At 66.7% G+C, this 26388-nt stretch carries 23 protein-coding genes and 1 pseudogene; 20 read left to right on the top strand and 4 right to left on the bottom strand.

Annotation, left to right across the window (positions count from 1 at the left end; all coding sequences use genetic code 11):
• The first annotated feature begins 17 nt into the window (after positions 1–17).
• The 3 genes and pseudogenes from BV908_RS13910 (at position 18) to BV908_RS13905 (ending at position 3451) form a co-directional block, all read left to right on the top strand.
• Positions 18–860 (top strand): META domain-containing protein, encoded by an 843-nt coding sequence (locus BV908_RS13910; RefSeq protein ID WP_103738464.1) that lies wholly within the window; start codon positions 18–20, stop codon positions 858–860.
• Between the two features lie 481 nt (positions 861–1341).
• A pseudogene (locus BV908_RS22970) lies at positions 1342–1770 on the top strand (TonB-dependent receptor plug domain-containing protein); the annotation flags it as partial.
• Positions 1771–1843: 73 nt separating this feature from the next.
• Positions 1844–3451 carry a TonB-dependent receptor gene (locus BV908_RS13905; protein ID WP_246867514.1) on the top strand — a complete coding sequence of 536 codons (1608 nt, stop codon included), beginning with the start codon at positions 1844–1846 and terminating at the stop codon, positions 3449–3451.
• Between the two features lie 53 nt (positions 3452–3504).
• Here BV908_RS13905 and BV908_RS13900 read toward each other — a convergent pair whose 3' ends face one another.
• A complete protein-coding gene (locus BV908_RS13900) occupies positions 3505–4425 on the bottom strand; it encodes a phosphoribosylaminoimidazolesuccinocarboxamide synthase (RefSeq protein ID WP_103738463.1) in 921 nt (306 codons plus the stop codon).
• Positions 4426–4801: 376 nt separating this feature from the next.
• Between BV908_RS13900 and raiA the strand changes: the two genes are divergently transcribed.
• From raiA to hprK, 3 genes are all read left to right on the top strand, one after another.
• Positions 4802–5155: a ribosome-associated translation inhibitor RaiA gene (gene raiA, locus BV908_RS13895; protein ID WP_011807012.1), complete on the top strand. Its 354-nt coding sequence runs from the start codon at positions 4802–4804 to the stop codon at positions 5153–5155.
• A gap of 133 nt (positions 5156–5288) precedes the next feature.
• On the top strand, positions 5289–5756 hold the full coding sequence (locus BV908_RS13890) for a PTS sugar transporter subunit IIA (protein ID WP_015914511.1): 468 nt from the start codon (positions 5289–5291) through the stop codon (positions 5754–5756).
• Between the two features lie 21 nt (positions 5757–5777).
• Positions 5778–6734 (top strand): HPr(Ser) kinase/phosphatase, encoded by a 957-nt coding sequence (gene hprK, locus BV908_RS13885; protein ID WP_103738462.1) that lies wholly within the window; start codon positions 5778–5780, stop codon positions 6732–6734.
• A 13-nt stretch (positions 6735–6747) separates the two neighbouring features.
• On the opposite strand, the gene fur is transcribed toward hprK, so the two are convergent.
• Positions 6748–7164 carry a ferric iron uptake transcriptional regulator gene (gene fur / locus BV908_RS13880; RefSeq protein WP_103738461.1) on the bottom strand — a complete coding sequence of 139 codons (417 nt, stop codon included), beginning with the start codon at positions 7162–7164 and terminating at the stop codon, positions 6748–6750.
• A gap of 106 nt (positions 7165–7270) precedes the next feature.
• On the opposite strand from fur, the gene BV908_RS13875 reads away from it, so the two are divergent.
• From BV908_RS13875 to BV908_RS13860, 4 genes are all read left to right on the top strand, one after another.
• On the top strand, positions 7271–7822 hold the full coding sequence (locus tag BV908_RS13875) for an outer membrane protein assembly factor BamE (RefSeq protein WP_103738460.1): 552 nt from the start codon (positions 7271–7273) through the stop codon (positions 7820–7822).
• A 76-nt stretch (positions 7823–7898) separates the two neighbouring features.
• On the top strand, positions 7899–8720 hold the full coding sequence (dapB, locus tag BV908_RS13870) for a 4-hydroxy-tetrahydrodipicolinate reductase (protein WP_047351532.1): 822 nt from the start codon (positions 7899–7901) through the stop codon (positions 8718–8720).
• Between the two features lie 7 nt (positions 8721–8727).
• Positions 8728–9387 (top strand): MotA/TolQ/ExbB proton channel family protein, encoded by a 660-nt coding sequence (locus tag BV908_RS13865; RefSeq protein WP_103738459.1) that lies wholly within the window; start codon positions 8728–8730, stop codon positions 9385–9387.
• 14 nt (positions 9388–9401) lie between these two features.
• On the top strand, positions 9402–9842 hold the full coding sequence (locus BV908_RS13860) for a biopolymer transporter ExbD (protein WP_011807005.1): 441 nt from the start codon (positions 9402–9404) through the stop codon (positions 9840–9842).
• A gap of 84 nt (positions 9843–9926) precedes the next feature.
• Here BV908_RS13860 and BV908_RS13855 read toward each other — a convergent pair whose 3' ends face one another.
• Complete coding sequence (locus BV908_RS13855; protein ID WP_103738458.1) at positions 9927–11207, bottom strand: mechanosensitive ion channel domain-containing protein; 1281 nt, start codon at positions 11205–11207, stop codon at positions 9927–9929.
• Positions 11208–11350: 143 nt separating this feature from the next.
• On the opposite strand from BV908_RS13855, the gene leuS reads away from it, so the two are divergent.
• The 3 genes from leuS to holA all read left to right on the top strand — a co-directional run bounded on the left by leuS (position 11351) and on the right by holA (position 15726).
• On the top strand, positions 11351–14083 hold the full coding sequence (gene leuS, locus BV908_RS13850) for a leucine--tRNA ligase (RefSeq protein ID WP_103738457.1): 2733 nt from the start codon (positions 11351–11353) through the stop codon (positions 14081–14083).
• A 13-nt stretch (positions 14084–14096) separates the two neighbouring features.
• Positions 14097–14606, top strand: coding sequence for an LPS assembly lipoprotein LptE (gene lptE / locus BV908_RS13845; protein ID WP_011807002.1), 510 nt, complete (start codon positions 14097–14099; stop codon positions 14604–14606).
• Between the two features lie 73 nt (positions 14607–14679).
• The gene (gene holA, locus BV908_RS13840; RefSeq protein WP_011807001.1) at positions 14680–15726 is read left to right on the top strand and encodes a DNA polymerase III subunit delta; all 1047 of its coding nucleotides are present in this window, start codon (positions 14680–14682) and stop codon (positions 15724–15726) included.
• 57 nt (positions 15727–15783) lie between these two features.
• On the opposite strand, the gene BV908_RS13835 is transcribed toward holA, so the two are convergent.
• A complete protein-coding gene (locus tag BV908_RS13835; protein WP_015914502.1) occupies positions 15784–16077 on the bottom strand; it encodes a hypothetical protein in 294 nt (97 codons plus the stop codon).
• A gap of 90 nt (positions 16078–16167) precedes the next feature.
• On the opposite strand from BV908_RS13835, the gene BV908_RS13830 reads away from it, so the two are divergent.
• From BV908_RS13830 to gshB, 7 genes are all read left to right on the top strand, one after another.
• The gene (locus BV908_RS13830) at positions 16168–17448 is read left to right on the top strand and encodes a glutamate-5-semialdehyde dehydrogenase (RefSeq protein WP_103738456.1); all 1281 of its coding nucleotides are present in this window, start codon (positions 16168–16170) and stop codon (positions 17446–17448) included.
• 64 nt (positions 17449–17512) lie between these two features.
• Entirely contained in the window at positions 17513–18967 is a 1455-nt protein-coding gene (gene trkA, locus BV908_RS13825; protein ID WP_088888197.1) for a Trk system potassium transporter TrkA, read from the top strand.
• 15 nt (positions 18968–18982) lie between these two features.
• Positions 18983–20449: a potassium transporter TrkG gene (locus BV908_RS13820; protein ID WP_103738455.1), complete on the top strand. Its 1467-nt coding sequence runs from the start codon at positions 18983–18985 to the stop codon at positions 20447–20449.
• Between the two features lie 64 nt (positions 20450–20513).
• Entirely contained in the window at positions 20514–21809 is a 1296-nt protein-coding gene (gene gshA, locus BV908_RS13815; protein WP_011806996.1) for a glutamate--cysteine ligase, read from the top strand.
• Between the two features lie 140 nt (positions 21810–21949).
• Entirely contained in the window at positions 21950–23818 is a 1869-nt protein-coding gene (locus BV908_RS13810) for a potassium transporter Kup (protein WP_103738454.1), read from the top strand.
• A 119-nt stretch (positions 23819–23937) separates the two neighbouring features.
• The gene (locus tag BV908_RS13805; protein ID WP_103738490.1) at positions 23938–25131 is read left to right on the top strand and encodes a benzoate/H(+) symporter BenE family transporter; all 1194 of its coding nucleotides are present in this window, start codon (positions 23938–23940) and stop codon (positions 25129–25131) included.
• A 35-nt stretch (positions 25132–25166) separates the two neighbouring features.
• On the top strand, positions 25167–26117 hold the full coding sequence (gene gshB / locus BV908_RS13800; protein WP_103738453.1) for a glutathione synthase: 951 nt from the start codon (positions 25167–25169) through the stop codon (positions 26115–26117).
• The last annotated feature ends 271 nt before the right edge of the window (positions 26118–26388 follow it).

Here is a 26388-nt window from a genome sequence, read left to right as displayed (position 1 = left end):
CCGGGGGCGGGCGCGCGGTGGCGGGACTGCAGCCGTTGCACGCGGCCGGGCGGGCGGCGCTGCTGCTGGCCGCCGCGTGGCTGGCCGGCTGCGCCACGGCCCCGGGGCCCGATGCGCAGATATCCGGCACCGTGATCTCGCGCGAGCGGCTCTACGTGCCGCCCGACGCGCTGTTCGAGGCAGCGCTCGTGGACGTGACGCGCGAGGGCTATCCGCCGCGGGTGCTGGGCCGCCAGCGCATCGACCCGGCCGGCCCGCTGCCCTACATGCTGCGCATTCCGTACCGCCAGGCAGACGTCCACGCCCAAGGCCGCTACGAGGTGCGCGCAGCGGTCACGCAGCAGGGGCGCCTGCTGCTGGACACACCCCGCGTGCACCCGGTGCTGATCGATCCGGCCTTCCGCCATGTGGACGTCATCCTGGCGCGCGTGCCAGCGCTGCAAGCCACGGCGGCCGCATCCGTGCCGTTGCGCCAGACCTATTGGAAACTCGTGGAGGTGGTGGACGATGCGCCGGTGGACGCGCCGGCCGAGGGGCAGGCCGCGGCCCATCTGGTGCTGCAGCGCGATGCGGGGCGCGTGAGCGGTTCGGGAGGGTGCAACCGTTTCGTGGGGCAGTACGTGCAAGAGGGCGGGCAACTGCGGCTGTCCCGCATGAGCGCATCCCTGCGCCTGTGCCTTGCGGGCGGCGGATCGGAGCCGGCCTTCTTCGAGCGCCTGGGCGCGGTGGCGTATTACCGGCAGCAAGGCCGGACGCTGGAGCTGCGCGGCGAGGACGGCACGCCCCTGCTGCGCTTCGTGGCCGAGGAATGGGGTGCGCCGCGGCCCGAGGACGACGAGCCCCCCATGCAACCCCAGTGAGTGCGCTGCGACCCATGCCGCGGCGTTCGCCGTGGTTGATGCGGGTGCATGAAGGAAATTGGCCTCTAGGGCCTGTTCACACTATTTTTGCCAGTGCGAATGGCGTGAAAACCGCGCCAATCTAGGCGCGTGACGACGCCAAGGCCGGGGCCTTGGCTAGGAGGGCAACGACGCGTGGCGCGGTTTTCACTCCGTTCCCTCCGGGTTGCGATCAAAAAGGGCCATTCGCGGCGTTGCCAAGCCTCGCTGGGGTAGCACCCCAGCTTCGTTTGGCGCCTTGCGCCTGGCCCTTTTTGATCGCAACGCATCTGGCAAAAATAGTGTGAACAGGCCCTAGCGCTTGGTGGGTGAGCGCTAGCCGCTACAAAAACAGAAGTTCTGATGCGTGCATCGCGGCAGGCGCGGCATTTGCGCGACAGTGTTTTTTACAAATCGAGATGATAATGATTCCCATTTGTTTAAACCAAGGGAACTGTCGTCTATGAACCCCCATCCCCTCCGCCCCGTCGTGCGCTCCATCGCACTCATGACGTTGATCGTGCAGCCGCCCTTGATGGGCGCCGCATGGGCCCAGGCGAGTGCGCCCGTCGAGCCTACGCTGAAGGAGGTGACGATTGTCCAGCAGCGCGAGGACCGGGTGAGCAGCGGGGCGACCGGGCTGGATCTGGACATCAAGGAAACGCCGCAATCCATCAGCATCGTGACCACCGAGCAAATGCGCGATTTCGGCACCAGCAATCTCAACGAAGCGCTGCGATTGAGCACCGGCATCATCGTCGACGAGTGGGAGACCAACCGCACCACGTTCACCGCGCGCGGCTTTGACATCGCCAACACGCAGATCGACGGCGTCGGCCTGCCCAATGACTGGGGCATCGTCACCGGCGCCATGGATTCCTTCGGCTACGAAAAGATTGAAGTCATCCGCGGCGCCAACGGGCTGCTGACCGGCGTGGGGCAATGCGGCGGGCACGATCAACTTCGTGCGCAAGCGTCCCACCAACAAGGAGCAGGGCGCATTGGGTCTGAGCTATGGGTCCTGGGGGACCACGCGCGTCGAGGCGGACTACTCGCGGCCGCTCACCGCCGATCGCCGCTGGGCGGGCCGGGTCGTGGCGGCACGCGAGGAGGGCGGCTCGCACCTGCGCAGTTTCGACCGCGAGCGCACGTTCCTCTATGGCGTTGTGGATGGGCAGGTGGGCGACAACGGCCTGTTGACGTTGGGCCTGTCCCATCAGCAGTCCGACTCCACGGGCAACATGTGGGGCGCCCTGACCTTCATGAATGCCGATGGCACCCAGAACGCATGGGGCCGCAACGCATCCACGACGCAGGACTGGACCCGCTGGGACACCACGACCAAGACGGCCTTCGTGGAATACGCCCACCAGATCGGCATGGACTGGCAGCTCAAGCTGGCCTACAACTACCGCGCCATCGACAACGACAGCAAGCTCTTTTACGCGTTTCCCTCGGGCTCCAGTCTGGTCGGCTATGCGTGGGGCGGCAAAGACACGATGGACGCGCACCTGGCCACCGCCACCGTCAATGGCCGCTTCGAGATGCTGGGACGGCAGCACGAGGCGCTGTTCGGTGTGAGCTGGGCCAAGAGCGAATACACGGGTAATGGATACGCCGGGTCGGACTGCGGCGCCAGTGCCTGCAGCGCCATCGCGCTGCCGGGCTTCCCGTACCCCGGCAACCTTGTTCCCGAGCCGCAGTGGGGCCCATTGGCCCTCGAAAGCACGCTGAACCAGAAACTGCAGCGCGCATTTGGCACCATGCGGTTCACGCTGACGGATCGGCTCAAGGCCGTGGTGGGAGTCAATCACGCGCAATACAGCCGCGACGGAACGAGCTATGGCGTGGCCTCCGACCTTTCACGCAGCAAGACCAGCCCTTATACCGGGCTGACGTTCGAGTTCACGCCCAGCGTGCTGGGCTACGTGAGCTACTCTGACCTGTATTTCCCGCAGAGCCAGGCCGATGCGAACGACCGCTATCTCGACCCTAGCAAGGGCACCAACTACGAGGCGGGCCTGAAAGCCGACTGGCTGGACAAGCGCCTGCTGACCTCGGTCGCGGTGTTCCAGGCCAAACAGTCGGGCCTGGCCACGCCCACGGGCACCTATAACCAGAATGGCCAGGCGGTCTACGCGCCCGAAGACGTGAAGTCCACCGGCGTGGAGCTGGAAGCCGTGGGCCGGCTCAACAACCATATCGACCTGACAGCCGGCTATACCACCCTGAAGCTGACCGGCCCGGATGGCGGCGACACCTACGCCTGGGTGCCGCGCCATACGGCCAATCTCGCGCTCAAGGCGCGTCTACCGAGCCTTCCCGCGCTGTCCTTTGGCACCAGCGCACGGTGGCAGAGCAAGATCTCCAACATGGAGGCCAGCGGCTTCACCGTGCGCCAGGGCAGCTATGCCGTGCTCAACGCCTTCGTCGCATGGCAGCTGCAGCCCAAGACGACGCTGCGCTTCAATGTGAACAACATCACCGACCAGAAGTACATCAACACCCTGCGCTACGCGGGCTACTACGGCGCGCCGCGCAGCTACCAGCTCTCGCTGAACCACCAGTTCTGAGCAAGCGTTGGCGCTCCCCGGCCGATCCCCGGCCAGGGGCGTCGCGCAAGCAATCAGGCGGTCAGGCGCTCCAGCGCTTCGCGGTATTTGGCGGCGGTCTTTTCCACCACCTCGCGCGGCAGGCGCGGCGCGGGGGCGGTCTTGTTCCAGGGCTTGCCGCCCACCTGGGCCTGCTCCAGCCAGTCGCGCACGAACTGTTTGTCGTAGCTGAGGGGGTTCTCGCCCTTGGCCAGGGCCTCGGCATAGCCCTCCACGGGCCAGTAGCGCGAGCTGTCGGGCGTGAGCACCTCGTCCATCAGCACCAGCGTGCCGTCGGGCGCCAGGCCGAACTCGAACTTGGTGTCGGCAATGATCATGCCCTTTTCCAGCGCGATGGCGGCGGCGGCCTCGTACAGCTGGATGGAGATGTCCCGGATCCTGGTGGCCAGATCCAGGCCCACGATCTCCACGGTGCGCTCAAAGCTGATGTTCTCGTCGTGCTCGCCCATGGCGGCCTTGGCGGCGGGCGTGTAGATGGTCTGCGGCAGCTTGGCGGCATTGGTCAGGCCGTCCGGCAGCGGCACGCCGCAGACGGAGCGCGATTCCTGGTACTCCTTCCAGCCACTGCCGGCCAGGTAGCCGCGCACCACGGCTTCGATGGGGATGGGCTTGAGGCGCTGCACCAGCATGGAGCGGCCCCGCACCTGGGGGGCCTCCGCGGGCGTGACCACGCTCTCGGGCGCCTCGCCCGTGAGGTGGTTGGGCACGATGTGTCCCAGTTTGCCGAACCAGAACAGCGCCATCTGGGTGAGCAACTCGCCCTTGCCGGGAATGGGCTCGCCCATGATCACGTCAAAGGCCGAGAGGCGGTCGCTGGCCACCATCAGGATGCGGTCGTCACCCACGGCGTAGTTGTCGCGCACCTTGCCGCGTGCCAGGAGCGGCAGCGAGGTCAGGGCGGAGGTGTGCAGTGCAGAGGTGCTGGGCTGGGTCATGGCGGTCGTACGGAAGGCGCTCGCGCAATGCAGGCGCGCGGTGGACGTTGGGGCAAGACGCCCCGCCGGTGGCGAGGTCGAAGGAAGGGATTTTAGCGACGCGGCCTCCGTGCGGGCGCCGTGCACCCGCCACAAGGCACGCGGGTTGGAGAGGCTGGAGCCCCAGGTCGGCGCTGGAGGCAACCCAACGATTGTGATGCGTTTCGGTCGGTTTGACACCTTCCTGTCATATCCCTTGCGCCATGCGCGGGAACGATTGATTTGCGCTGGCGGCGGGCGCATAGTGAACCCAGGCCTGAATGCATTCACGTTCGCAGACCGCCCCGCACCGGCAAGGGGCGGTGTTTTTCAACTGTGAGTCACAGGAGACTTGTCTATGAACTTGACGATCAGCGGCCATCACCTTGAAGTGACCCCCGCCTTGCGCAGTTATGTGACGTCCAAGTTGGACCGCATTACCCGCCACTTCGATCAGGTGGTGGATGTCAAGGTGCTACTGACCGTGGAGAAGCAGAAGGAAAAGGAAAAGCGCCAGCGCGCTGAATGCACCGTGCATGTGAAAGGAAATGACCTGTTCGTGGAAAGCACCCATTTCGACCTGTATGCCGCCGTGGACGAATTGATGGACAAGCTCGACCGCATGGTCGTGCGCCACAAGGACCGTCTGCAGGACCACCAGGCCGGCCTACGCCGCGCCACCATTCAGGCAGCAGCTGCCGCCACGGCTTGAACCGTCCCTTGACGGCCTGTGTACCGCCGGAACGCGCCGGCGGTGCCGCAACCGCCCAGCCAGGGCGGTTTTTTGTTGCCAGTGGATACACTCTCAGGGTTTCCGCTAGGCGTGCATAATCGTCGCTCAGACCATGAATCGACTTGCTTCCATACTGCCTCCCGCACAAGTGCTCGTGAGTGTCGATGTCACCAGCAAAAAACGTGCCTTTGAGGAGGCGGGCCTGTTGTTCGAAAGCCAGCACGGTTTGTCGCGGGCCTTGATCACCGACAGCCTGTTTGCGCGCGAACGCCTGGGTTCGACCGGGTTGGGCCATGGCGTGGCCATTCCCCATGGCCGCATCAAGGGGCTGAAGTCGCCCATGGCGGCGGTGTTCCAACTGGCGCAGCCGATCGGCTTCGACGCGCCCGACGAGCAACCCGTATCGCTGCTGATTTTTCTGCTGGTGCCCGAGGCGGCCACGCAAAAGCACTTGGAAATCCTCTCGGAAATCGCCGAACTGCTGAGCGACGGCGCCTTGCGCGAACGCCTCAAAACCCATACCGACGCGGCCAGCCTGCATGCGCTGATCGCGGGCTGGCAGTCCGCCCAGGGCGCCTGACGCCACCGCCATCGCGCCGCCGTGAAACCCAACGTCGTCAGCGCGGATGTGCTCTTCGAGGAGTTCCGCAACCTCCTGAAATGGGAGTGGGTGGCGGGCCTGGGCGCGTCCGAGCGGCGCTTTGCCGAGGTGGCGGTGCGTGCCGCCCGCTCGGGTGCGGACCTGGTGGGTTACCTGAACTACATCCATCCCTACCGTGCGCAGGTCCTGGGCGAGCGCGAGATTGCCTATCTGACCAACGCCACGCCGGAGGACTGCAAGCGCCGCATCGCGCGCATCGTCACGCTGGAGCCCCCCGTGCTTGTGCTGGCCGACGGCCAGGCCGCGCCGGACGAGGTGGTGTCCATGTGCGAACGCGCGCAGATCCCCATGTTTTCCACCCAGGAGTCCGCGGCCTTCGTGATCGATGTGCTGCGCGCCTACCTGTCCAAGCACTTTGCCGATCGCACCACCATGCACGGCGTGTTCATGGACATCCTGGGCCTGGGCGTGCTCATCACGGGCGAGTCGGGCCTGGGCAAGAGCGAGCTGGGGCTGGAGCTGATCACGCGCGGCAATGGCCTGGTGGCCGACGACGCGGTGGACCTGTACCGCATCAACCAGACCACCATCGAGGGCAAGTGCCCCGAGTTGCTGCAGAACCTGCTGGAGGTGCGCGGCATCGGTCTGCTGGACATTCGCGCCATCTTCGGCGAAACGGCCGTGCGCCGGCGCATGCGGCTGAAGCTCATCGTGCACCTGGTGCGCAAGGAGACGCTGGAACGCGACTACGAGCGCCTTCCCTACGAGCCGCTCACGCAGGACGTACTGGGCGTGCCGGTGCTCAAGGTGGTGATCCAGGTGGTGGCGGGCCGCAACATCGCGGTGCTGGTGGAAGCGGCTGTGCGCAACACCATCTTGCAACTGCGCGGCATCGATACCTATCAGGAGTTCGTGGAGCGCCACCGGCGCGCCATGGAGCGGGGCGGCGTCTCCTGAGGGCGCCGGGCTCTTATTTTTTTGCGCAATTAGCGCATTGGCCGTAGAGCGCCATGGCGTGGTCGTGCACCACCCAGCCCTTGGCCTGGGCGATCAGGTTCTGGCGCTTTTCGATCTCGGGGTCGTAGAACTCCTCGACCTTGCCGCAGGCGGTGCAGACGAAGTGGTCGTGGTGCTGGCCCTCGTTCAGTTCGTAAACGGCCTTGCCGCTCTCGAAATTGCTGCGGATCAGGATGCCGGCCTGCTCGAACTGCGTCAGAACGCGATAGACGGTGGCCAGACCGATGTCGGTGCGATCGTCGAGCAGCACGCGGAACACGTCTTCGGCCGTCATGTGGCGCTGGGCGCCTCTTTGGAATATCTCCAGAATCTTGAGACGGGGCAGCGTTGCCTTCAGGCCGGTGCTTTTGAGTTCGTCGATGTTCGTCATGACAAGGTCTTTCGTGTGCCAGGGCGAAATCGTGTGTAAGGCGCCCTGCAGGCTGCGCGCAAGGCCCGGAGAATCCAGCCGCTACAATGGCCCGGATCATATCCCTATGCATAAACCCATGTTTGCTCCCGTCCGTTGGGGCGCCCTCGGGGGCGCCATTGTGTTGATTGGTGCCGGACTGGCCGGTTGTGCCGACACGGGCAAACGCCTGTCCAGCGTGGTCACGCCCTACCGCACGGACGTGGTGCAAGGTAACTTCATCTCCAGCGAGCAGGTTCGTGCGCTGCAGCCCGGCATGGGGCGCCAGCAGGTGCGCGAGATTCTGGGCACGCCGCTGATGGTGAGCGTGTTCCACAGCGACCGCTGGGAATATGTCTTCACCCTCAAGCGCCCCGATGTCGAGGTGCAGACGCGCAAGCTCACCGTGTTCTTCAAGGACAACGTGATGGAGCGTGTCGAAGGCGACGAGATGCCCACCGAGGCCGAGTTCGTGGCCTCGCTCTCCACCAAGGTGTCCAAGCCCAAGGTGCCGCAGCTTGAGGCCACCGAGGCGCAGCTCGCGCGCTTTCCCAAGGCGGAGCCGGCCGCCGAGCCGGACGCCGCGCCCGCTCTGCCACCCACCACGAGCTATCCGCCGCTGGAATCTCCGCGCCGTTGAACGCGGCCGGTGCGCCCGCTGCAGCGCGTCGCTCTGGACGCAGCAGAACCGCCCCCTGTTTGGATTGCGAACTGACATGACCTCTTTCTCCTCCGCTCCCCGCCGCGTGGCCGTGGCCGGCGCTTCTGGCCGCATGGGCCGCATGCTCATCGAGGCGATTCAGGCGAGCGACGGCTGCGTGCTGGCCGGTGCGCTGGACCAGCCCGGCAACCCCGCCGTGGGCACGGACGCCGCCGCGTTTTTGGGGCGCGCGAGCGGTGTGGTCATCACCGCTGACCTGCGCGAGGGGCTCAAGGACGCCGACGTGCTGATCGACTTCACGCGCCCCGAGGGCACGCTGGCCCACCTGGCCGTGTGCGCGGAACTCGGCGTGCAGATGGTCATCGGCACCACGGGCTTTTCCGATGCGCAGAAGGCGCAGATCGAGGCCGCCGCGCAGAAGGTGGGCGTCGTGTTCGCGCCCAACATGAGCGTGGGCGTGAACGTCACGCTCAAGCTGCTGCAGATGGCCGCGCAGGCGCTGCGCACGGGCTATGACATCGAGATCATCGAGGCGCACCACAAGCACAAGGTGGACGCCCCCTCGGGCACGGCGCTGAAGATGGGCGAAGTGATTGCCGAGGCGCAGGGCACGCGGCTCGCCGACCGTGCCGTGTACGAGCGCTACGGCCACACGGGCGAGCGCAAGGCAGACACCATTGGCTTTGCCACCGTGCGCGGCGGCGACATCGTGGGCGACCACACGGTGCTGTTCGCCGGGACGGGTGAGCGGGTGGAGATCTCGCACAAGTCCAGCAGCCGCGCCGGCTACGCCCAAGGCAGCCTGCGCGCGGTGGGCTTCCTGGCCACGCAGCGCGCGGGCCTGTTCGACATGTTCGACGTGCTGAACCTCAAGTAAGCTGCCCATGGACAGCCTGCACTGGTTGCGTCAGGGTGATGCGGTCACGCAGGCGTCGGCACTGCTGCTGCTGGCCATGTCGGTTGCCAGCTGGGTGGTGATTTTCTGGAAGCTGCGCCTGATGCGGCGCGCCCATGTGGACGTGCCGCGCAGCACGGCCGCGTTCTGGCAGGCGCCGTCGCTGGCCGTGGCGGCCGAGCGTCTGCCCGCCTTTGACCGTGAAGGGCTGGTGCTGCCGCTGGTGCGTGCCGCGCAGCAGGTGGAGCAGGCCGGCGCGGCCACGCTGGCCGGGCAGGGCGGCCTGTCGCAGCGGCTCACGCGCGTGTTGCGCGATGCGCTGCATGGCGTGCTGGGCAAGCTGCAGTTCGGCCAGGTGCTGCTGGCCACCGTGGGCTCCACGGCGCCGTTCGTGGGGCTGCTGGGCACGGTGTGGGGCATCTACCATGCGCTCACGGCCATGGCCGGCGCGGGGCAGATCAGCATCGAGCGCGTCGCCGGCCCGGTGGGCGAAGCGCTCATCATGACGGCCGCGGGCCTCACGGTGGCGATCCCCGCCGTGCTGGCCTACAACTGGTTCGGGCGTGTCATCGGCCGCATCGAGGCCGACCTCGAAGGCTTTGCCCGCGACCTGCGCGAGCTGGTCATCGACACCAACGCCGCCGACTAGGGCCGGTAAACGCCATGGCATTCGGCCGACTGGAGCGCACCCCGGGCCCGCAGCCCATGAGCGAGATCAACGTCACACCGCTGGTGGACGTGATGCTGGTGCTGGTGGTGATCTTCATCCTGACTGCGCCGCTGCTGGCCAGCAGCATCCGGCTGGAGCTGCCGCGCGCCGAAGGCGCACAGCCGGGCACGCCCGCGCATGCCGTGATGCTGGTGGTGGACACCGCCGGCCAGGCCTACCTGGACGATGAGCCCGTGGGCGCCGATGCGCTGGCGCAGCGCCTGCGCCAGATTGCCGCCGAGGCGCCGGACACCGAGGTGCAACTGCGCGCCGATACCGCCGTGCCCTACGGCCGCGTGGTGGAGGTGATGGGGGCTGCCCATGCGGCGGGCCTGCAGCGCATTGGTTTCGTCACGCAGCCCACCGATGGGGCCGAGCAAGGCACTCAAAAATAGGAGCTGCTCGCGCTTGATGTGCGGGTGTTTGCGGTAGAAAAGGAGCTGAGAACGCCAGCTGGCAAGCGCTGGCAGCTCTTGTTTTTATGGCAATGCGGCCATGGCTGTTGGGGCGCCGGGGCGCAGTCCCGCGCGGATGTCGTTGCCCGTGGGGCTCTGGAACAGGTGCAGGCCGAACTCCGGCAGCACGGCGATCAGGTGGTCGAAGATGTCGCCCTGGATGGCTTCGTACTCCACCCAGGCGGTGGTGGCTGTGAAGCAGTACAGCTCCAGCGGCACCCCCTCGGCCGTGGGCTCCAGCGTGCGCACGATGAGCAGCATCTGCTGGTGGATGCGCGGGTGCGCGCGCACATAGGCCTCGCAGTAGGCGCGGAAGGTACCGATGTTGGTCAGGCGGCGCTGGTTGGCGGGCTCCAGCGCCTGTGCACCCAGCTGCGCCTGCAGGGCGGCGTTGGTCTGCTGCACGTCGCGCAGCTTGCCTTCCAGGTAGGGGCGCAGCAGCGCGATGCGCGACAGGCGCTCGATCTCCGCCTCGGTGAGAAAGCGGATCGAGTTCGTGTCCAGCCGCAACGCGCGGCGGATGCGCCGCCCGCCCGAGCTGAACATGCCGCGCCAGTTCTTGAAGCTCTCGCTCATCAGCCGCCAGGTGGGGATGGTGGTGATGGTCTTGTCCCAGTTCTGCACCTTCACGGTGTGCAGTGCGATGTCCACCACGAAGCCGTCCGCGCCCACCTGGGGCATCTCGATCCAGTCGCCCACGCGCAGCATGTCGTTGGACGACAGTTGCACGCCCGCGGTGAACGAGAGAATGGTGTCCTTGAACACCAGCATCAGCACCGCCGACATGGCGCCCAGGCCGGACAGCAGGATCAGCGGCGATCGGTCCACCAGCGCCGCCACGATGACGATGGTGCCCACCAGCGCCAGCAGCAGCTTGCCCAGCTGCACATAGCTCTTGATCGAGCGCGTGGCCGTGGGCACGCCGTCCGGGGCCTGCTCATGCTCGTGCAGCACGGCGTCCAGCAGCGCGATCAGCGTCCGCACCAGCTGCAGCACGGTGAGCGCCACGGCCACGTTGCCGATCACTGCGGCCGCCACGGGGTGCACATGGGGCACGGCGCCGATGCCTGCCTGGATGACGAGCGACGGTGCCACATGCGCCAGACGCCGCAACACCTGGTCGTGCCAGAACACCCGCGCCCAGCGCGCGCCCACGCGTTCGCGCAGGCGCGGCACGGTGTTCAGCAGCACGTACTGGGCGACGGACTGGAGGGCGAAGGCCAGCAGCACCAGGCCGCACAGGCCCAGGGCGGCCTGCAGCCAAGGATCCAGATCGGCAATCAGCGGGGGCGCGGACACAGGCAAGACGACTTTCCAGAAATGCAGGAAACAGCCGACCCAGGCGGGGCGGCCATGCAGGGGATGGGGGGATGAACGCCTAGAATTGGGCGCAGTACAGCCCATTGTGACCACTGCGCAGGTGCGCGGTTCCCCTTTTCCCAGCTTCCATGCAAGACAAATACAACCACACCGAGGTGGAGCGCGCCGCGCATGCCCACTGGAATGCCAACGACGCCTACCGCGTGACCGAGGACCAGGCCAAGCCCAAGTTCTACGCCTGCTCCATGCTGCCCTATCCCAGCGGCAAGCTGCACATGGGCCATGTGCGCAACTACACCATCAATGACATGCTCACGCGCAGCCTGCGCATGAAGGGCCACAACGTCCTCATGCCCATGGGCTGGGATGCCTTCGGCCTGCCGGCCGAGAACGCCGCCCTCAAGAACGGCGTGCCGCCCGCGCAGTGGACCTACGACAACATCGCCTACATGAAGAAGCAGATGCAGGCGATGGGGCTGGCCATCGACTGGAGCCGCGAGATCGCCACCTGCGACCCCGACTACTACAAGTGGAACCAGTGGCTGTTTTTGAAGATGCTGGACAAGGGCATCGCCTACCGCAAGACCCAGGTCGTGAATTGGGACCCGGTGGACCAGACCGTGCTGGCCAACGAGCAGGTGATCGACGGGCGCGGCTGGCGCACCGGCGCGCTGGTGGAAAAGCGCGAGATCCCCGGCTACTACCTGAAGATCACCGACTACGCGCAGGAGCTGCTGGACCATGTGCAGATCGGCAACGAGAAGGCCACGCTGACCGGCTGGCCCGACAAGGTGCGGCTGATGCAGGAGAACTGGATCGGCAAGTCGGCGGGCGTGCGCTTTGCGTTCCCGCACGACATCCGCAACGCCGCGGGCGAGCGGATCCAGGACGGCAAGCTGTACGTGTTCACCACGCGCGCCGACACCATCATGGGCGTGACGTTCTGCGCCGTCGCGCCCGAGCACCCGCTGGCCCAGCACGCCGCGGCGTCCAACGCCCCGCTGGCGGCCTTCATCGAGGAATGCAAGAAGGGCGGCACGACCGAGGCCGAGCTGGCCCTGAAGGAAAAAGAGGGCATGCCCACGGGCCTGTTCGTCACCCATCCGCTCACCGGCGAGCAGGTCGAGGTGTGGGTGGGCAACTACGTGCTCATGAGCTACGGCGACGGCGCCGTGATGGGTGTGCCCGCGCACGACGAGCGCGACTTTGCCTTCGCGCTCAAGTACCAGCTGCCCATCAAGCAAGTGGTGCTTGTGGACGGCGAGACCTTCGACTTCCACCAGTGGCAGGACTGGTACGGTGACAAGGAGCGCGGCGTCACCATCAATTCCGACAACTTCAGCGGCCTGTCGTACCAGGACGCCGTGGCCGCCGTGGCCCATGCGCTGGCCGCCAAGGGCCTGGGCGAGCTGAAGACCACCTGGCGCCTGCGCGACTGGGGCATCAGCCGCCAGCGCTACTGGGGCACGCCGATCCCCATCATCCACTGCGAGAGCTGCGGCGCCGTGCCCGTGCCCGAGAAGGACCTGCCCGTGGTGCTGCCACAGGACCTGGTGCCCGACGGCAGCGGCAACCCGCTGGCCAAGTGCGAGGCCTTCCTGAAGGTGGACTGCCCCTGCTGCGGCAAGCCCGCGCGCCGCGAGACCGACACCATGGACACCTTCGTGGACTCGTCCTGGTACTTCATGCGCTACTGCGACCCGAAGAACCGCGACGCCATGGTGGCGGGCGGCACCGACTACTGGATGCGCGACCAGAAGGCCGCCACCGGCGGCAGCGGCATGGACCAGTACATCGGCGGCATCGAACACGCCATCCTGCACCTGCTGTATGCGCGCTTCTGGACCAAGGTGATGCGTGACCTGGGGCTGGTGAAGGTGGACGAGCCCTTCACCAAGCTGCTCACGCAAGGCATGGTGCTGAACCACATCTACAGCCGCCGCACGGCCAAGGGCGCCAAGGACTACTTCTGGCCGCACGACGTCGAGCACGTCTACGACGAGGCCGGCAAGATCGTTGGCGCCAAGCTCAAGAACCCCGCCGAGAGCGGCGACGGCCTGCTGCCCGTGGGCACGCCCATCGACTACGAGGGCGTGGGCACGATGTCCAAGTCCAAGAACAACGGCGTGGACCCGCAGCAGCTCATCGAGAAGTACGGCGCCGACACCGCGCGCCTGTACACCATGTTCACCGCGCCGCCCGAGCTGACGCTGGAGTGGAACGACGCCGCCGTGGAAGGCAGCTACCGCTTCCTGCGCCGCGTGTGGAACTTCGGCGTGAAGCTCTCCGCCATTGACAAGGACGCGGCCCTGGCCAGCGTGGCGGGCGCCGCCAGCCTGAAGGACGTGCAGTTCGGCAAGGAAGCCAAGGCGCTGCGCCTGGAGATCCACACCGTGCTCAAGCAGGTGGACTACGACTACCAGCGCATGCAGTACAACACCGTGGTCTCCGGCGCCATGAAGATGATCAACGCGCTGGAGGACTTCAAGGCCACGGACAGCGCCGGCGCCCAGGTGGCGCTGATCGAGGGCTTCGGCATCCTGCTGCGCGTGCTGTACCCGGCCACGCCGCACATCGCCCATGTGCTGTGGGACGAGCTGGGCTACGCGGGCACCCTGGGCGACCTGCTGGACGCCGCCTGGCCCCAGGTGGCCCCCGACGCCCTGGTGCAGGACGAGCTGGAGCTGATGCTGCAGGTCAACGGCAAGCTGCGCGGCGCGATCCGCGTGGCCGCCTCGGCCGACAAGGCTGCCATCGAGCAGGCGGCCCTGGCGAGCGAGGACTTCCAGAAGTTCGCCGAGGGCAAGGCGCCCAAGAAGGTCATCATCGTGCCCGGCCGTCTGGTCAACGTCGTCGTCTGAGAGCCCTTCCGCCATGCACAAGCGCACCCTGCTCACCGCCGCGGCCCTGGCGCCGCTGGCCGCCCTCACCGCCTGCGGCTTTCGCCTGCGCGGCGCGCCGCAGTTCGCCTTCCGGTCCCTGTACGTGCAGGCGCAGCCCGGCTCGCCGCTGGCACGCGAGCTGATCCGCACGCTGCAGGGGGCGGGCGGGGACCTCGTGGTGCTGACGGCGCCCGCGCAGCTGCCCCAGGCCGAGGCGATTCTGGACGTGCTGTCCGAGCAGCAGGAGCGCGTGGTGGTGGGCCTGAACGCCTCGGGCCAGGTGCGCGAGCTGCAGCTGCGCCAGCGCGTGCGCATCCGCCTGCGCGGCCAGCAAGGCCAGGAATGGATCGCCGACACCGAGCTGCTGCAACAGCGCGACATCAGCTACAACGAAACCGTCGCCCTTTCCAAGGAAGGCGAGGAGGCCATGCTGTTTCGCAACATGCGCACCGACCTCGTGCAACAGCTGATGCGCCGCCTGGCGGCAGTGAAATCGCTGTAACGCTCCTTATTTAATAGCTGTTTGCGCTTGCTGCACGGGCGCTAGCGGCATATTTGTTACTAGAACAGGCCGCATGCAAATCGCTTTGAACCAGCTCGGTGCGCAGCTGCACAAAGGCCTGCGCCCGCTCTACACACTGCACGGCGACGAGGCGCTGTTGCAGCAGGAGGCGCTGGACGCCATCCGCGCCGCGGCACGTGCGCAGGGCTATACCGAGCGCAGCAGCTTCACCGTGGCCGGCGCGCATTTCGACTGGAGCGGTGTGCTGGCCGCGGGCGGGTCGTTGAGCCTGTTCGCCGACAAGCAGATCGTGGAGATCCGCATCCCCTCGGGCAAGCCCGGCAAGGACGGCGCCGCCGCGCTGCAGCAGATGGCTGCCGCCGCGCCGGGCAACGACAGCACGCTCACCGTGGTGGTGCTGCCGCGCCTGGACAAGGCCACGCGCACGGGCGCGTGGTTCGCAGCGCTCGAAGCGCACGGCGCCACGGTGCAGATCGACCCCGTGGAGCGCGCCCAGCTGCCCGGCTGGATCGCCCAGCGCCTGGCCGCGCAAGGCCAGCGCGTGGTCGCGGGCGAAGAGGGGCAGCGCACGCTGCAGTTCTTCGCCGACCGGGTGGAGGGCAACCTGCTGGCCGCGCACCAGGAGATCCAGAAGCTCGCATTGCTGCACCCCGAGGGGGAACTCACCTGGGCGCAGGTCGAAGCCGCCGTGCTCAACGTGGCGCGCTACGACGTGTTCAAGCTGTCCGAGGCGGTGCTCTCCGGCCAGGTGGCGCGCGTGCAGCGCATGCTGGACGGCCTGCAGGCCGAGGGCGAGGCCGAGGTGCTGGTGCACTGGGCGCTGGCCGAGGACATCCGCGCCCTCAAGCGCGTGAAAGACGCCATGAATGCCGGCAAGCCCCTGCCCATGGCCCTGCGCGAGAACCGCGTCTGGGGCGCGAAGGAGCGGTTGTTCGAGCGCCTGCTGCCCCAGGCCAGCGACGCCGCCCTGGCGCGGCTGCTGCAGTCCGCCCACACGGTGGACGGCATCGTCAAGGGCCTGAAGGCGCCCGACTGGCCACAGGACGGCTGGCAGGCGCTCTCGCGGCTGGCGCTGCAGATGTGCAAGCTGGCGCGCTGAGATCGCAAGGAAAATATGGCTCTAGCGCTCATGGGATAAGCGCTAGTAGCTATTGATTCAGGAGTTTTGGGCGACCAACGCCGCACGCGCCTTGTCCGCCCACTGCTGCAGTTGGTCCACCAGTGCCTGGTGGCTGAAGGAGCAGCTCTCCTCGGTGAACAGCGCGCCGGCCTCCAGCCGGTCCAACAGGCCCAGCAGCACCTCGCCATAGCGCGGTGGCAGGGCGGCCAGCAGCACGGCGTGGCCGCGCGCGGCGGCGCTGAAGGCGTGGTTGCTGATGCGCTGCTCGCGCAGGGCGTGCAGGTCGGCCTGCAGGTTGTCGAGCTGGTGGGTGGCGAGTTCGGCGGTCATGGCGAGGGCACGGAGGGTGGCAAAGGCCTCAAGCGTAGCCGGAGTCCCCCGGCCAGCGTGGCGGCGGTGAACTGCGTCAGAATCACGCCCATGAACGCGCTGAACATCGCTGAATACACGCACACGCTTGGTTTGCAGGCAAAAACGGCTTCCGCCCAAATGGCGCGCGCGCCGGCAGCTATCAAAAACAAGGCATTGCTGGCCCTGGCGCGGTTGCTGCGCCAGAACGTGGACGTCCTGCAGGGGGACAATGCCCGCGACCTGGAGCGCGCGCGCGCCGCCGGCCTGGCCGAACCCATGGTGGACCGCCTCAAGCTGACCCCCAAGGTGCTGGAGACCTGCGCCCAGGGCTGCGAGCAGCTGGCGGCCATGCCGGACATCATTGGCGAGATCCAGGGCATGAAGCAGCAGCCCAGCGGCATCCGCGTGGGGCAGATGCGCGTGCCGATCGGCGTGTTCGGCATGATCTACGAGAGCCGGCCCAACGTGACCATCGAGGCCGCGAGCCTGTCCATCAAGAGCGGCAACGCCTGCATCCTGCGCGGCGGCTCCGAGGCCATCGACTCCAACAAGGCGCTGGCGCGCCTCGTGGCCCAGGCGCTGGCCGAGGCCGGCCTGCCCGAGCACGGCGTGCAACTGGTGCAGACCACCGACCGCGCCGCCGTGGGCCAGCTCATCGCCATGCCGCAATACGTGGACGTGATCATCCCGCGCGGCGGCAAGGGGCTGATCGAGCGCATCAGCGCCGAGGCCAAGGTGCCCGTGATCAAGCACCTGGACGGCAACTGCCACACCTATGTGGACGACCCGTGCGACATCGCCATGGCCGTGCAGGTGGCCGACAACGCCAAGACGCAGAAGTACAGCCCGTGCAACGCCAGCGAGGGCCTGCTGGTGGCGCGCGGCGTGGCAGCGCAATTCCTCCCGCAGATCGGCGCCGTCTACGCCGCCAAGGGCGTGGAGATGCGCGGCTGCCCCGAGGCGCTGGCCATATTGCGCGCCGTTCCGGGCGTGCAGCTGGTCGAGGCCACCGAGGCCGACTGGAGCGAGGAATACCTGGCCCCCATCATCAGCGTGAAGGTGGTGGCAGGCGTGGAAGAGGCCATCGCGCACATCAACCGCTACGGCAGCCACCACACGGACGCGATCCTCACGCGCGACCACATGCACGCACAGCAGTTCCTGCGCGACGTGGATTCCGCCAGCGTGATGGTCAATGCCAGCACGCGCTTTGCCGACGGCTTCGAGTACGGGCTGGGCGCCGAGATCGGCATCAGCACCGACAAGTTCCACGCGCGCGGCCCGGTGGGCATCGAGGGCCTGACGTCGCTCAAGTGGGTGGTGTTGGGTGAGGGTGAGGTGCGGACTTGATGGGGTTGCTGCTAGTTTGATAGCTGCTGACGCCCGCCAACATTGGGATTGAGGCCAATTTCGCATGAAGATCATCATCCTGGGAGCGGGGCGCGTGGGCTACAGCGTGGCCGACAGCCTGGTGTCGGAGAAGAACGACATCACCGTCATCGACACCGACGCCGAGCGGCTGCGCGACCTGGAGGCGCGGTTTGACCTGCGCGGGGTGGTGGGCAACGGCATCGACCCCCAGGTGCTGGCCGAGGCCGGCGCGCGCGACACCGACCTGCTCATCGCCTGCGCCGCGCAGGACGAGACCAACCTGGTGTGCTGCAAGGTCGCGCAGCTGATGTTCAACATCCCCACGCGCATCGCGCGCGTGCGCTCGTCGGGCCTGGAGCTGGAGCGCAACCAGGCGCTGCTGGGCAAGGAGGGCTTTGGCGTGGACCGCGTCATCTGCCCCGAGGAATCGCTCACGCGCTACATCGGCAAGCTGGTGGAATACCCCGAGGCGCTGCAGGTGCGCGAATTCGCGGGCGGGCGCGCCTGCCTGGTGTCGGTGCGCGCGCGCCCCGGCGCGCCCATGGTGGGCATGCGCATCGCCACCATGCGCGAAACCGCGCCCGACGTTGCCATGCGCATCGTGGCCATCTACCGGCGCTTTCCCGACGAGCCCGACCGCTTCCTGCCCTGCGACGGCGCCACGCGCGTGGAGCCGGGTGACGAGGTGTTCGTGCTGTCCGCGCGCGAGCAGATCCCGCAGGTGCTGGCCGCGCTGCACCGCCACCATGGGCACCCGGCGCGGCCCGTGCGCCGCATCATGATCGCGGGCGGCGGGCGCGTGGGCCTGCGGCTGGCGCGCCAGTTGGCCCAGCGGGGGGGCTTTCACATCAAGGTGGTGGAAGAAAGTGCCGAGCGCTGCGTGGCGCTGGCGGCCGAGTTGCCCTCCGACATCCTCGTGCTGCAGGGCGACGCCACCGACGAGGACCTGCTGGGCGACGAGAGCATCGAGGAGGTGGACCTCTTCCTGGCGCTCACCGACGACGACGAGGACAACATCATGGCCAGCCTGCTGGCCAAGCGCATGGGCGCGAGCCGCGTGCTGGCGCTCATCAACCGCCGCACCTATGCCGACCTGATGCACGGCACGCAGATCGATATTGCGCTGTCGCCCGCGCAGGCCATGCTGGGCGAGCTGCTGGCCTATGTGCGGCGCGGCGACGTGCAGGCCGTGCACAGCCTGCGCCGCGGCGTGGCCGAGGCGCTGGAGATCGTGGCCCGCGGCGACCGCAAGAATTCGCGCGTGGTGGGCCGCAAGGTCAGCGAGATCCACCTGCCCGCCGAGGTGCACATGGGCCTGATCGTGCGCGGCCTGCCCGAGGACGGTGGCGAGCCGCCGGCCGACGCACCACCCCAGGTCATCATTCCGCGCAGCCACACCGTGATCGAGAGCAACGACCACGTGGTGTTCTTCCTGCCCCACAAGCGGCTGGTGCGCGAGGTGGAAAAGCAGTTCCGCGTGAGCGCCACCTTCTTCTGATCGGCAGGAGCCGCGATGTCCGACGTCCTGCCCGTCATGCGCGTACTCGGTGCCCTGCTGGCACTGTTTGCCGTGTCCATGGGGGTGCCGCTGGCGGCGTCGCTCTGGGCGCGGGAGGGCCTGTGGCAGCACTACGCCACGGCCATCGCCGTCACATCCATGGCCAGCGCGCTGCTGTGGGGCGGCCTGCGCGCGCACAAGCGCGAGCTGCTGCCGCGCCACGGCGTGATGCTGGTGTCGGTGGTGTGGGGAATCCTGCCGCTGTTCGCGGCGCTGCCGCTGCTGCTGGTGATGCACGCCATCGGCCGGCCGCTGTCGTTCACGCATGCCTACTTCGAATCGGTGTCGGGCCTCACCACCACCGGCGCCACGGTGCTGGCCGAGCTGGATCGGCTCCCCCTGTCGGTGAACATGTGGCGCACCTTCATGCAGTGGATCGGCGGCATGGGCATCCTGATTCTTGCGGTGGCGGTGCTGCCGCTGCTGGGGGTGGGCGGCAGCCAGCTCTTCAAGGCCGAGGCTGCCGGCCCGGTGAAAGACACCAAGCTCACCCCGCGCATGACCGAGACGGCCAAGGGGCTGTGGGGCGTGTACGTGGTGTTCTCGCTGGTGTGCGCGCTCGCGTTCTGGCTGGGCGGCATGACGCCGCCGGACGCGATCATGCACATGTTCGCCACCGTCAGCCTGGGCGGGTTGTCGCCCCACGATGCGAGCTTTGCCTACTTCGAGTCGCCGCTGCTGGAAACCATCGCCCTGGTTTTCATGCTGTGCGCCAGCTGCAACTTCGCGCTGTACTTCATCGCGCTGCGCAAGGGCAACTGGCGGGGCTTCTGGCGTGACCCCGAGATGCGCGCCACGATCACCGCGCTGCTGGGCGGCGGGCTGTTGGTGGCGTTGCTGCTGTGGGCCAAGGGCGTGTACGACCCGCTGCAGGCGCTGCGCCACGGCATGTTCAACGTGGTGTCGGTGGCCACGACCACGGGCTTTGCCACCACCGACTACCTGGGCTGGCCGGTGTTCGCGCCCGTGTTCATGCTGCTGCTGTCGGGTGTGGCCACCAGCGCCGGGTCCACGGGCGGCGGCATCAAGATGGTGCGCATGCTGATCCTGCTGAAGCAGGCGCGCCGCGAGATGACGCGCATCGTGCACCCGCGTGCGGTGCAGCCCGTGCGCCTGGGCGACCGCGTGGTGGACAACCGCATGATCTTCTCGGTGCTGGCCTTCATGCTGGTCTACGGCGCCACAGTGATCACGCTGAGCATGGTGCTGCTGCTGACCGACCTGGACATGGTGACCGCCTTCTCGGCCGTGCTGGCCAGCGTGCACTGCATGGGGCCGGGGCTGGGAATGCTGGGGCCGGCCTCCAACTTCGCGGTGCTCACCGACTTCCAGCTGTGGGTCTGTACGCTGGCCATGCTGCTGGGACGCCTGGAGATCCTGAGCTTCATGGCCCTGCTCACGCCCGCATTCTGGCGGCGCTAGGGCGCACGGGGCCTTCCCTACAATCGTCGCCAACCTCTTTCCGTCTCCCATTTGAGGGCTCTTCATGGTTCCCCACCTCATCACCGCGCTCACCGGGCCAATCAACGAGTTGGAGCAGCGCATCCTCGACTCCATGCCAGCCATCGAGCGCTGGTTCCGTCTGGAGTGGATGGAACACACGCCGCCGTTCTACTCGTCGGTGGACATCCGCAACGCGGGGTTCAAGCTGGCGCCGGTGGACACCAACCTGTTCCCGGGCGGCTGGAACAACCTCACCAATGAAATGCTGCCGCTGGCGGTGCAGGCGGCCATGGCGGCCATCGAAAAGATCTGCCCCGAAGCGCGCAACCTCTTGATCATTCCCGAGAACCATTCGCGCAACACCTTCTACCTGGCGAACGTGGCGCAGCTGGTGCGCATCTTCAACATGGCCGGGCTGAACGTGCGCGTGGGCTCCATCAGCCCCGAGATCAAGAAGACCACCACCATCACGCTGCCCCATGGCGAGACCGTGACGCTGGAGCCGGTGATCCGCAGCAAGCGCCGCCTGGGGCTGAAGAACTTCGACCCCTGCACCATCTTGCTCAACAACGACCTGTCGGCCGGCCCGCCGGGCATTCTGGAGGAGCTGTACGAGCAGTACCTGCTGCCGCCGCTGCATGCGGGCTGGAGCGTGCGCAGGAAGAGCCGCCACTTCCAGAGCTACGAGGAGGTGGCCAAGCGCTTTGGCAAGATGCTGGGCATCGATCCCTGGCTCATCAATCCGCTGTTCAGCCGCTGCGAGGGCGTGGACTTCAACGAAGGCACGGGCATGGAGGAGCTGCGCAGCGCCGTGGACGCCACGCTGGCCAAGGTGCGCCGCAAGTACAAGGAATACGGCATCAACGAAAAGCCGTTCGTGGTCGTCAAGGCCGACAACGGCACCTACGGCATGGGCATCATGACGGTGCGCGACGCCAAGGAACTGGACGGGCTGAACCGCAAGACCAAGAACAAGATGGCCGTGATCAAGGACGGCCAGGTCGTGCATGACGTGATCGTGCAGGAGGGCGTGCTCACCCAGGAGCGCGTGCACGAAGCGGTGGCCGAGCCGGTGGTCTACATGATGGACCGCTACGTGGTCGGGGGGTTCTACCGCATGCATGCCGAACGCGGCGTGGATGAGAACCTGAACATCCCCGGCGCGAGTTTCGTGCCGCTGGCGTTCGAGCACAGTACCCATCTGCCGCAGCCCGGTGCGCGTCCGGGCGCCAGTGCCCCCAACCGCTTTTACATGTACGGCGTCATCGCCCGCTTGGCGATGCTCGCGGCCAGCTACGAGCTGGAGGCCACGGACCCCGAGGCCGAGGTGTACGACTGATGCGCCGGATGTGCCGCCCTGCAGTTGCTGCATTGCAACATAGGCGGTACCCCGTATGTGCCCGAAGCGGGGGCGGCGCACAATGGCGCTCCTTTGGCATCCCCCGTGGCCGCTGAGGCAGCAGCCCGGACCTGTTCACCGTGCACACTTCCAAATCGTCGTTAGCAGCGCTCACCCTGGGCGCGATCGGCGTCGTCTATGGCGACATCGGCACCAGCGTGCTGTATGCGGTCAAAGAGGTCTTCGGCTCCGGCCATGTGCCTTTCACGCATGCCAACGTGTACGGCGTGCTGTCCGTGCTGTTCTGGACGCTCACCGTGATCGTCTCGCTCAAGTATGTGGTGCTGGTGCTGCGCGCGGACAACCATGGCGAAGGCGGCCTCATCGCCATGCTGGCGCTGGCGTCGCAGGCGGTGAAGGACCGGCCGCGCCTGCGCGGCTGGCTGCTGGGCCTGGGCATCTTCGGCACGTCCCTGTTCTATGGCGACGGCGTGATCACGCCGGCGATCTCCGTGCTTTCGGCCATCGAGGGCCTGGAGGTGGTGTCGCCGCATTTCGGCAAGGCGGTGATTCCGCTCACGCTCGTGGTGCTGTTCGGGCTGTTCGCCGTGCAAAAGCGCGGCACGGCGGGGGTGGGCCGCTACTTCGGCCCGGTGACGCTGGTCTGGTTTTGTACGATCGCAGCCCTGGGCGTGCCGCACATCGTGGGCCATCCAGAGATCCTCGGCGCCCTGAGCCCGCACCATGCACTGGGCTTCATCCTGGGCAACCCGGGCATCAGCTTCATCATCCTGGGCGCGGTGGTGCTGTGCGTCACCGGCGCAGAGGCGCTGTACGCCGACCTGGGACATTTCGGCAAGCGCCCCATCCGCCTGGCGTGGTTCAGCGTGGCCATGCCGGCCCTCACGATCAACTACTTCGGCCAGGGCGCGCTGCTGCTGGCCGAGCCATCCGCCGTCAAGAACCCGTTTTACATGATGGCGCCCGACTGGGCGCTGGTGCCGTTGGTGGTGCTGGCCACCATGGCCACGGTGATTGCGTCGCAGGCGCTGATCACCGGCGCGTTCAGCGTGACCAAGCAGGTCATCCAGCTGGGCTACCTGCCGCGGCTGAACATCCAGCACACCAGCGTGCGCGAGACGGGCCAGATCTATCTACCGTTTGTGAACTGGAGTCTGTTCGTCGCCATCGTGTTGGCGGTGGTCATGTTCCGCAACAGCAGCAACCTGGCGGCCGCCTATGGCATTGCGGTGACGCTGGACATGCTGATCACCACGGTGCTCACCTTCTTCGTGATCCGCTACGGCTGGGGCTATCCGCTGGCGCTGTGCGTGGCCACCACGGGCTTCTTCTTTGTCGTGGACCTGGCGTTCTTCAGCTCCAACCTGCTCAAGCTGCTGCAGGGGGGCTGGTTCCCGCTGATGATCGGGGGGCTGGTGTTCACGCTCATGATGACCTGGAAGCGCGGACGCGAGTTACTCAACGACAAGCTGCGCGAGGACTCCATAGGCCTGCAGGACTTCCTGGCCTCGGTGCAGGCCAACCCGCCCATGCGCGTGGACGGCACGGCGGTGTTCCTGAGCGCCGAGGCGGGCGTGGTGCCCAATGCACTGCTGCACAACCTCAAGCACAACAAGGTGCTGCACCGCCAGAACCTGTTCGTCACCGTGCGTTACCACGAGACCCCCTGGATCGGCCTGGACCAGCGCCTGCAGGTGGCGCCGTTGGGAGGCGACTGCTGGCAGGTCACCGTGAACTACGGTTTCAAGAATGAACTGGACCTGCCCAGCGCGCTGCGCCTGATGCACGGCCGCGGCTGCGAACTGGAAACCATGAGCACCAGCTATTTCCTCTCGCGCGACGTGGTCGTGCCTACCATCGGCAGCGGCATGGCGCCGTGGCGCGAAAAGCTGTTTGCGCAGATGCACCACAACGCTAGCGGGGTGGCGGCTTTCCTGCACCTGCCCAGCAACGCCGTCGTGGAGTTGGGCTCCAAGGTCGAGATCTGATTGGGCTGCGGGTTTGTAAGATTTTGGCCTCCGGCGCTTAGCTGGCAAGCGCGAGCAGCTATATATTTTGATGAAGCAGGACAGTGGTTGCGCAAAGAGCAATGCCACAATCCGCCGCCATGCAGTTTTTCAAAGACCTGAGCCTGTCCGCCTTCACCGCCGGTTTCGTGGCTGTGCTGGTAGGGTTCACCAGTTCGGTCGCCATCGTGTTCCAGGCGGCGCAGGCGTTCGGGGCGACGCCCGAGCAGATCACCTCCTGGATGTGGGCGCTGGGCCTGGGCATGGGACTGTGCTCGCTGATTCCCTCGCTCATCCTGCGCCAGCCGGTCATGGTGGCCTGGTCCACGCCCGGTGCAGCGGTGCTCGCCACCGCCGGCCTGGCCGGGGGCTTCAGTATGGGCGAGGCGGTCGGCGCCTTCATGGTGTGCGCCTTGCTCATCACCCTGGCCGGAGTGACGGGTTGGTTCGAGCGCGTGATGAACCGTATTCCCATGGAACTGGCGTCGGCGCTGCTGGCTGGCGTGCTGGCGCGCTTTGGCATGCAGGCCTTCGCAGCCGTGCAGACCGCGCTGCCGCTGGTGCTGGTCATGCTGGCGTCCTACTTGTTTGCACGGCGGCTGCTGCCCCGCTATGCGGTTGTGCTCACGCTGGTGGCAGGCGTTGCCTGGGCCGCAGGCAATGGCCAGATGCGCTGGTCCGCGGTGCACTGGGCGCTGGCCACACCGGTCTTCACCACGCCGCAGTTCAGCCTACAGGCGCTCATGAGCCTGGCGCTGCCGCTGTTCATCGTGACCATGGCGTCGCAGAACCTTCCGGGTGTGGCCGTCATGCGGGCCACCGGATACCAACTGCCGGTGTCGCGGCTGATCACCCTGACGGGCCTGGCCACCCTGGTGCTGGCACCGTTCGGCGCCTTTGCCCTCAACTTCAGCGCCATCACCGCAGCGATCTGCATGGGGCCCGAGGCGCACCCCGACCGCGCGCGGCGGTACACCGCCGCCGCATCGTGCGGGCTGCTGTACATCGCAGTGGGCATCTTTGGTGCGGTGGTCACGGGGCTGCTGACGGCGTTTCCACAGGAGCTGGTGGTGGCCATCGCTGGGCTGGCGCTGTTGGGCGCCATCGGAGGAGGGCTAGCGTCTGCGCTGCAGGCCGAAGCGCATCGGGAGGCGGCGTTGATCACTTTTCTGGTGACGTTGAGCGGTGTCACCATAGTCGGGATCGGATCGGCGTTTTGGGGGGTGGTCGCCGGCAGCATCGCGCTATTTGTGCAACAGTATGGACGCCCGCGCGCGCCCCAGGCGCCGCGCTAGGGGCATAGCCCTCTGCAATACAGCCCGTGCATTCCATGAATCTCCTCATCGTCGCCGACCCCATCGAGCAATTCAAGATCTACAAGGACACGACCTTCGCGATGATGCGCGAGGCGCAGCGCCGCGGCCACCGGCTCGCGGTCTGCGAGCCCCGGCACATCCACTGGTTGCGCGGTGGTCGGGTCACGGCGCGGGTGCGCGACATCACTCTTACGGGCCACGCGGAGAACTGGTTTACTGCGGGCGAACTCCGCTTGGCGGCACTGGCGGACTTCGGCGCCGTGCTCATGCGCAAGGATCCTCCGTTCGACAGTGAGTATTTCTATGCCACGCACCTATTGGAGCAGGCCGAGCGTGAAGGCGCTCGGGTGTTCAACAAGCCGCGTGCTTTGCGGGACCATCCGGAAAAACTGGCCATTCTGGAGTTTCCGCAGTTCATCGGCCCCACGCTGGTGACGCGCGATGCGCGGGATATCCGCCGGTTCCATGAGGAGCATCACGACATCATCCTCAAACCCTTGGACGGCATGGGCGGCATGGGCATCTTCCGGGTCGGTCCCGACGGTATGAATTTGGGAAGCATCATCGAGACCCTCAACCGCGAGGGCAGCCAGAGCGTAATGGTGCAGAAGTTTCTGCCCGAGATCGCAGAGGGCGACAAGCGCATCCTCGTCATTGGCGGTACCCCGGTCCCGTATTGCCTGGCGCGCATCCCGCAGGGCTCCGAAGTGCGCGGCAACTTGGCGGCCGGCGGGCTGGGCGTGGCGCGCCCTCTCACCGCGCGCGACCAGGAAATCGGCGCTGCACTGGGTTCAGTGCTGCGGGAGCGGGGCCTGCTGCTCGCTGGGGTGGATGTTATTGGGGATTGCGTCACTGAAATCAACGTCACAAGTCCCACGTGCTTCCAAGAGATCTTCGATCAGACGGGCTGTGACGTCGCAGCCTTGTTCATCGACGCGCTTGAATCTGCGCTATCCACGGCATAGTCTGCGGAACAATTTGCGAAGGCGTTTTTCAGGCTATACTGCGAGGCTTGCTGCACTACAGAGGTGTTCTTCGGAAGTGATGTGGGTGTAGCGAAGGGGAGTTGAAAAATTCTCTGCTTTGAGTTGATCTAGGGTTTAAAACCGGTGTATAATTCAAGGCTTCGCTGATTGGGGCGGCTTGTTGCGAAAGCGGCGGGTTGTTGAAGTTAGCGAAAAGGTCGAAAGACCACAAAGTTTGACAGGTCTTTTTAAAACGTGTTAGAATTCAAGG

The sequence above is a fragment of the Diaphorobacter sp. LR2014-1 genome (assembly GCF_002916785.1).
Taxonomy (GTDB): Bacteria; Pseudomonadota; Gammaproteobacteria; order Burkholderiales; family Burkholderiaceae_C; genus Diaphorobacter; species Diaphorobacter nitroreducens.
The sequence above is the reverse complement of the archived record's forward strand: the minus strand, read 5'-3'. Positions and strand labels throughout refer to the sequence as shown.

Excerpts from the sequence above, each read along its gene's own strand:
- BV908_RS13900 (WP_103738463.1), bottom strand. The coding sequence starts at position 4,425 with ATGACCCAGCCCAGCACCTCTGCACTGCACACCTCCGCCCTGACCTCG.
- raiA (WP_011807012.1), top strand. The coding sequence starts at position 4,802 with ATGAACTTGACGATCAGCGGCCATCACCTTGAAGTGACCCCCGCCTTG.
- BV908_RS13890 (WP_015914511.1), top strand. The coding sequence starts at position 5,289 with ATGAATCGACTTGCTTCCATACTGCCTCCCGCACAAGTGCTCGTGAGT.
- fur (WP_103738461.1), bottom strand. The coding sequence starts at position 7,164 with ATGACGAACATCGACGAACTCAAAAGCACCGGCCTGAAGGCAACGCTG.
- BV908_RS13875 (WP_103738460.1), top strand. The coding sequence starts at position 7,271 with ATGCATAAACCCATGTTTGCTCCCGTCCGTTGGGGCGCCCTCGGGGGC.
- dapB (WP_047351532.1), top strand. The coding sequence starts at position 7,899 with ATGACCTCTTTCTCCTCCGCTCCCCGCCGCGTGGCCGTGGCCGGCGCT.
- BV908_RS13865 (WP_103738459.1), top strand. The coding sequence starts at position 8,728 with ATGGACAGCCTGCACTGGTTGCGTCAGGGTGATGCGGTCACGCAGGCG.
- BV908_RS13860 (WP_011807005.1), top strand. The coding sequence starts at position 9,402 with ATGGCATTCGGCCGACTGGAGCGCACCCCGGGCCCGCAGCCCATGAGC.
- leuS (WP_103738457.1), top strand. The coding sequence starts at position 11,351 with ATGCAAGACAAATACAACCACACCGAGGTGGAGCGCGCCGCGCATGCC.
- lptE (WP_011807002.1), top strand. The coding sequence starts at position 14,097 with ATGCACAAGCGCACCCTGCTCACCGCCGCGGCCCTGGCGCCGCTGGCC.
- holA (WP_011807001.1), top strand. The coding sequence starts at position 14,680 with ATGCAAATCGCTTTGAACCAGCTCGGTGCGCAGCTGCACAAAGGCCTG.
- BV908_RS13835 (WP_015914502.1), bottom strand. The coding sequence starts at position 16,077 with ATGACCGCCGAACTCGCCACCCACCAGCTCGACAACCTGCAGGCCGAC.
- BV908_RS13830 (WP_103738456.1), top strand. The coding sequence starts at position 16,168 with ATGAACGCGCTGAACATCGCTGAATACACGCACACGCTTGGTTTGCAG.
- trkA (WP_088888197.1), top strand. The coding sequence starts at position 17,513 with ATGAAGATCATCATCCTGGGAGCGGGGCGCGTGGGCTACAGCGTGGCC.
- BV908_RS13820 (WP_103738455.1), top strand. The coding sequence starts at position 18,983 with ATGTCCGACGTCCTGCCCGTCATGCGCGTACTCGGTGCCCTGCTGGCA.
- gshA (WP_011806996.1), top strand. The coding sequence starts at position 20,514 with ATGGTTCCCCACCTCATCACCGCGCTCACCGGGCCAATCAACGAGTTG.
- BV908_RS13805 (WP_103738490.1), top strand. The coding sequence starts at position 23,938 with ATGCAGTTTTTCAAAGACCTGAGCCTGTCCGCCTTCACCGCCGGTTTC.
- gshB (WP_103738453.1), top strand. The coding sequence starts at position 25,167 with ATGAATCTCCTCATCGTCGCCGACCCCATCGAGCAATTCAAGATCTAC.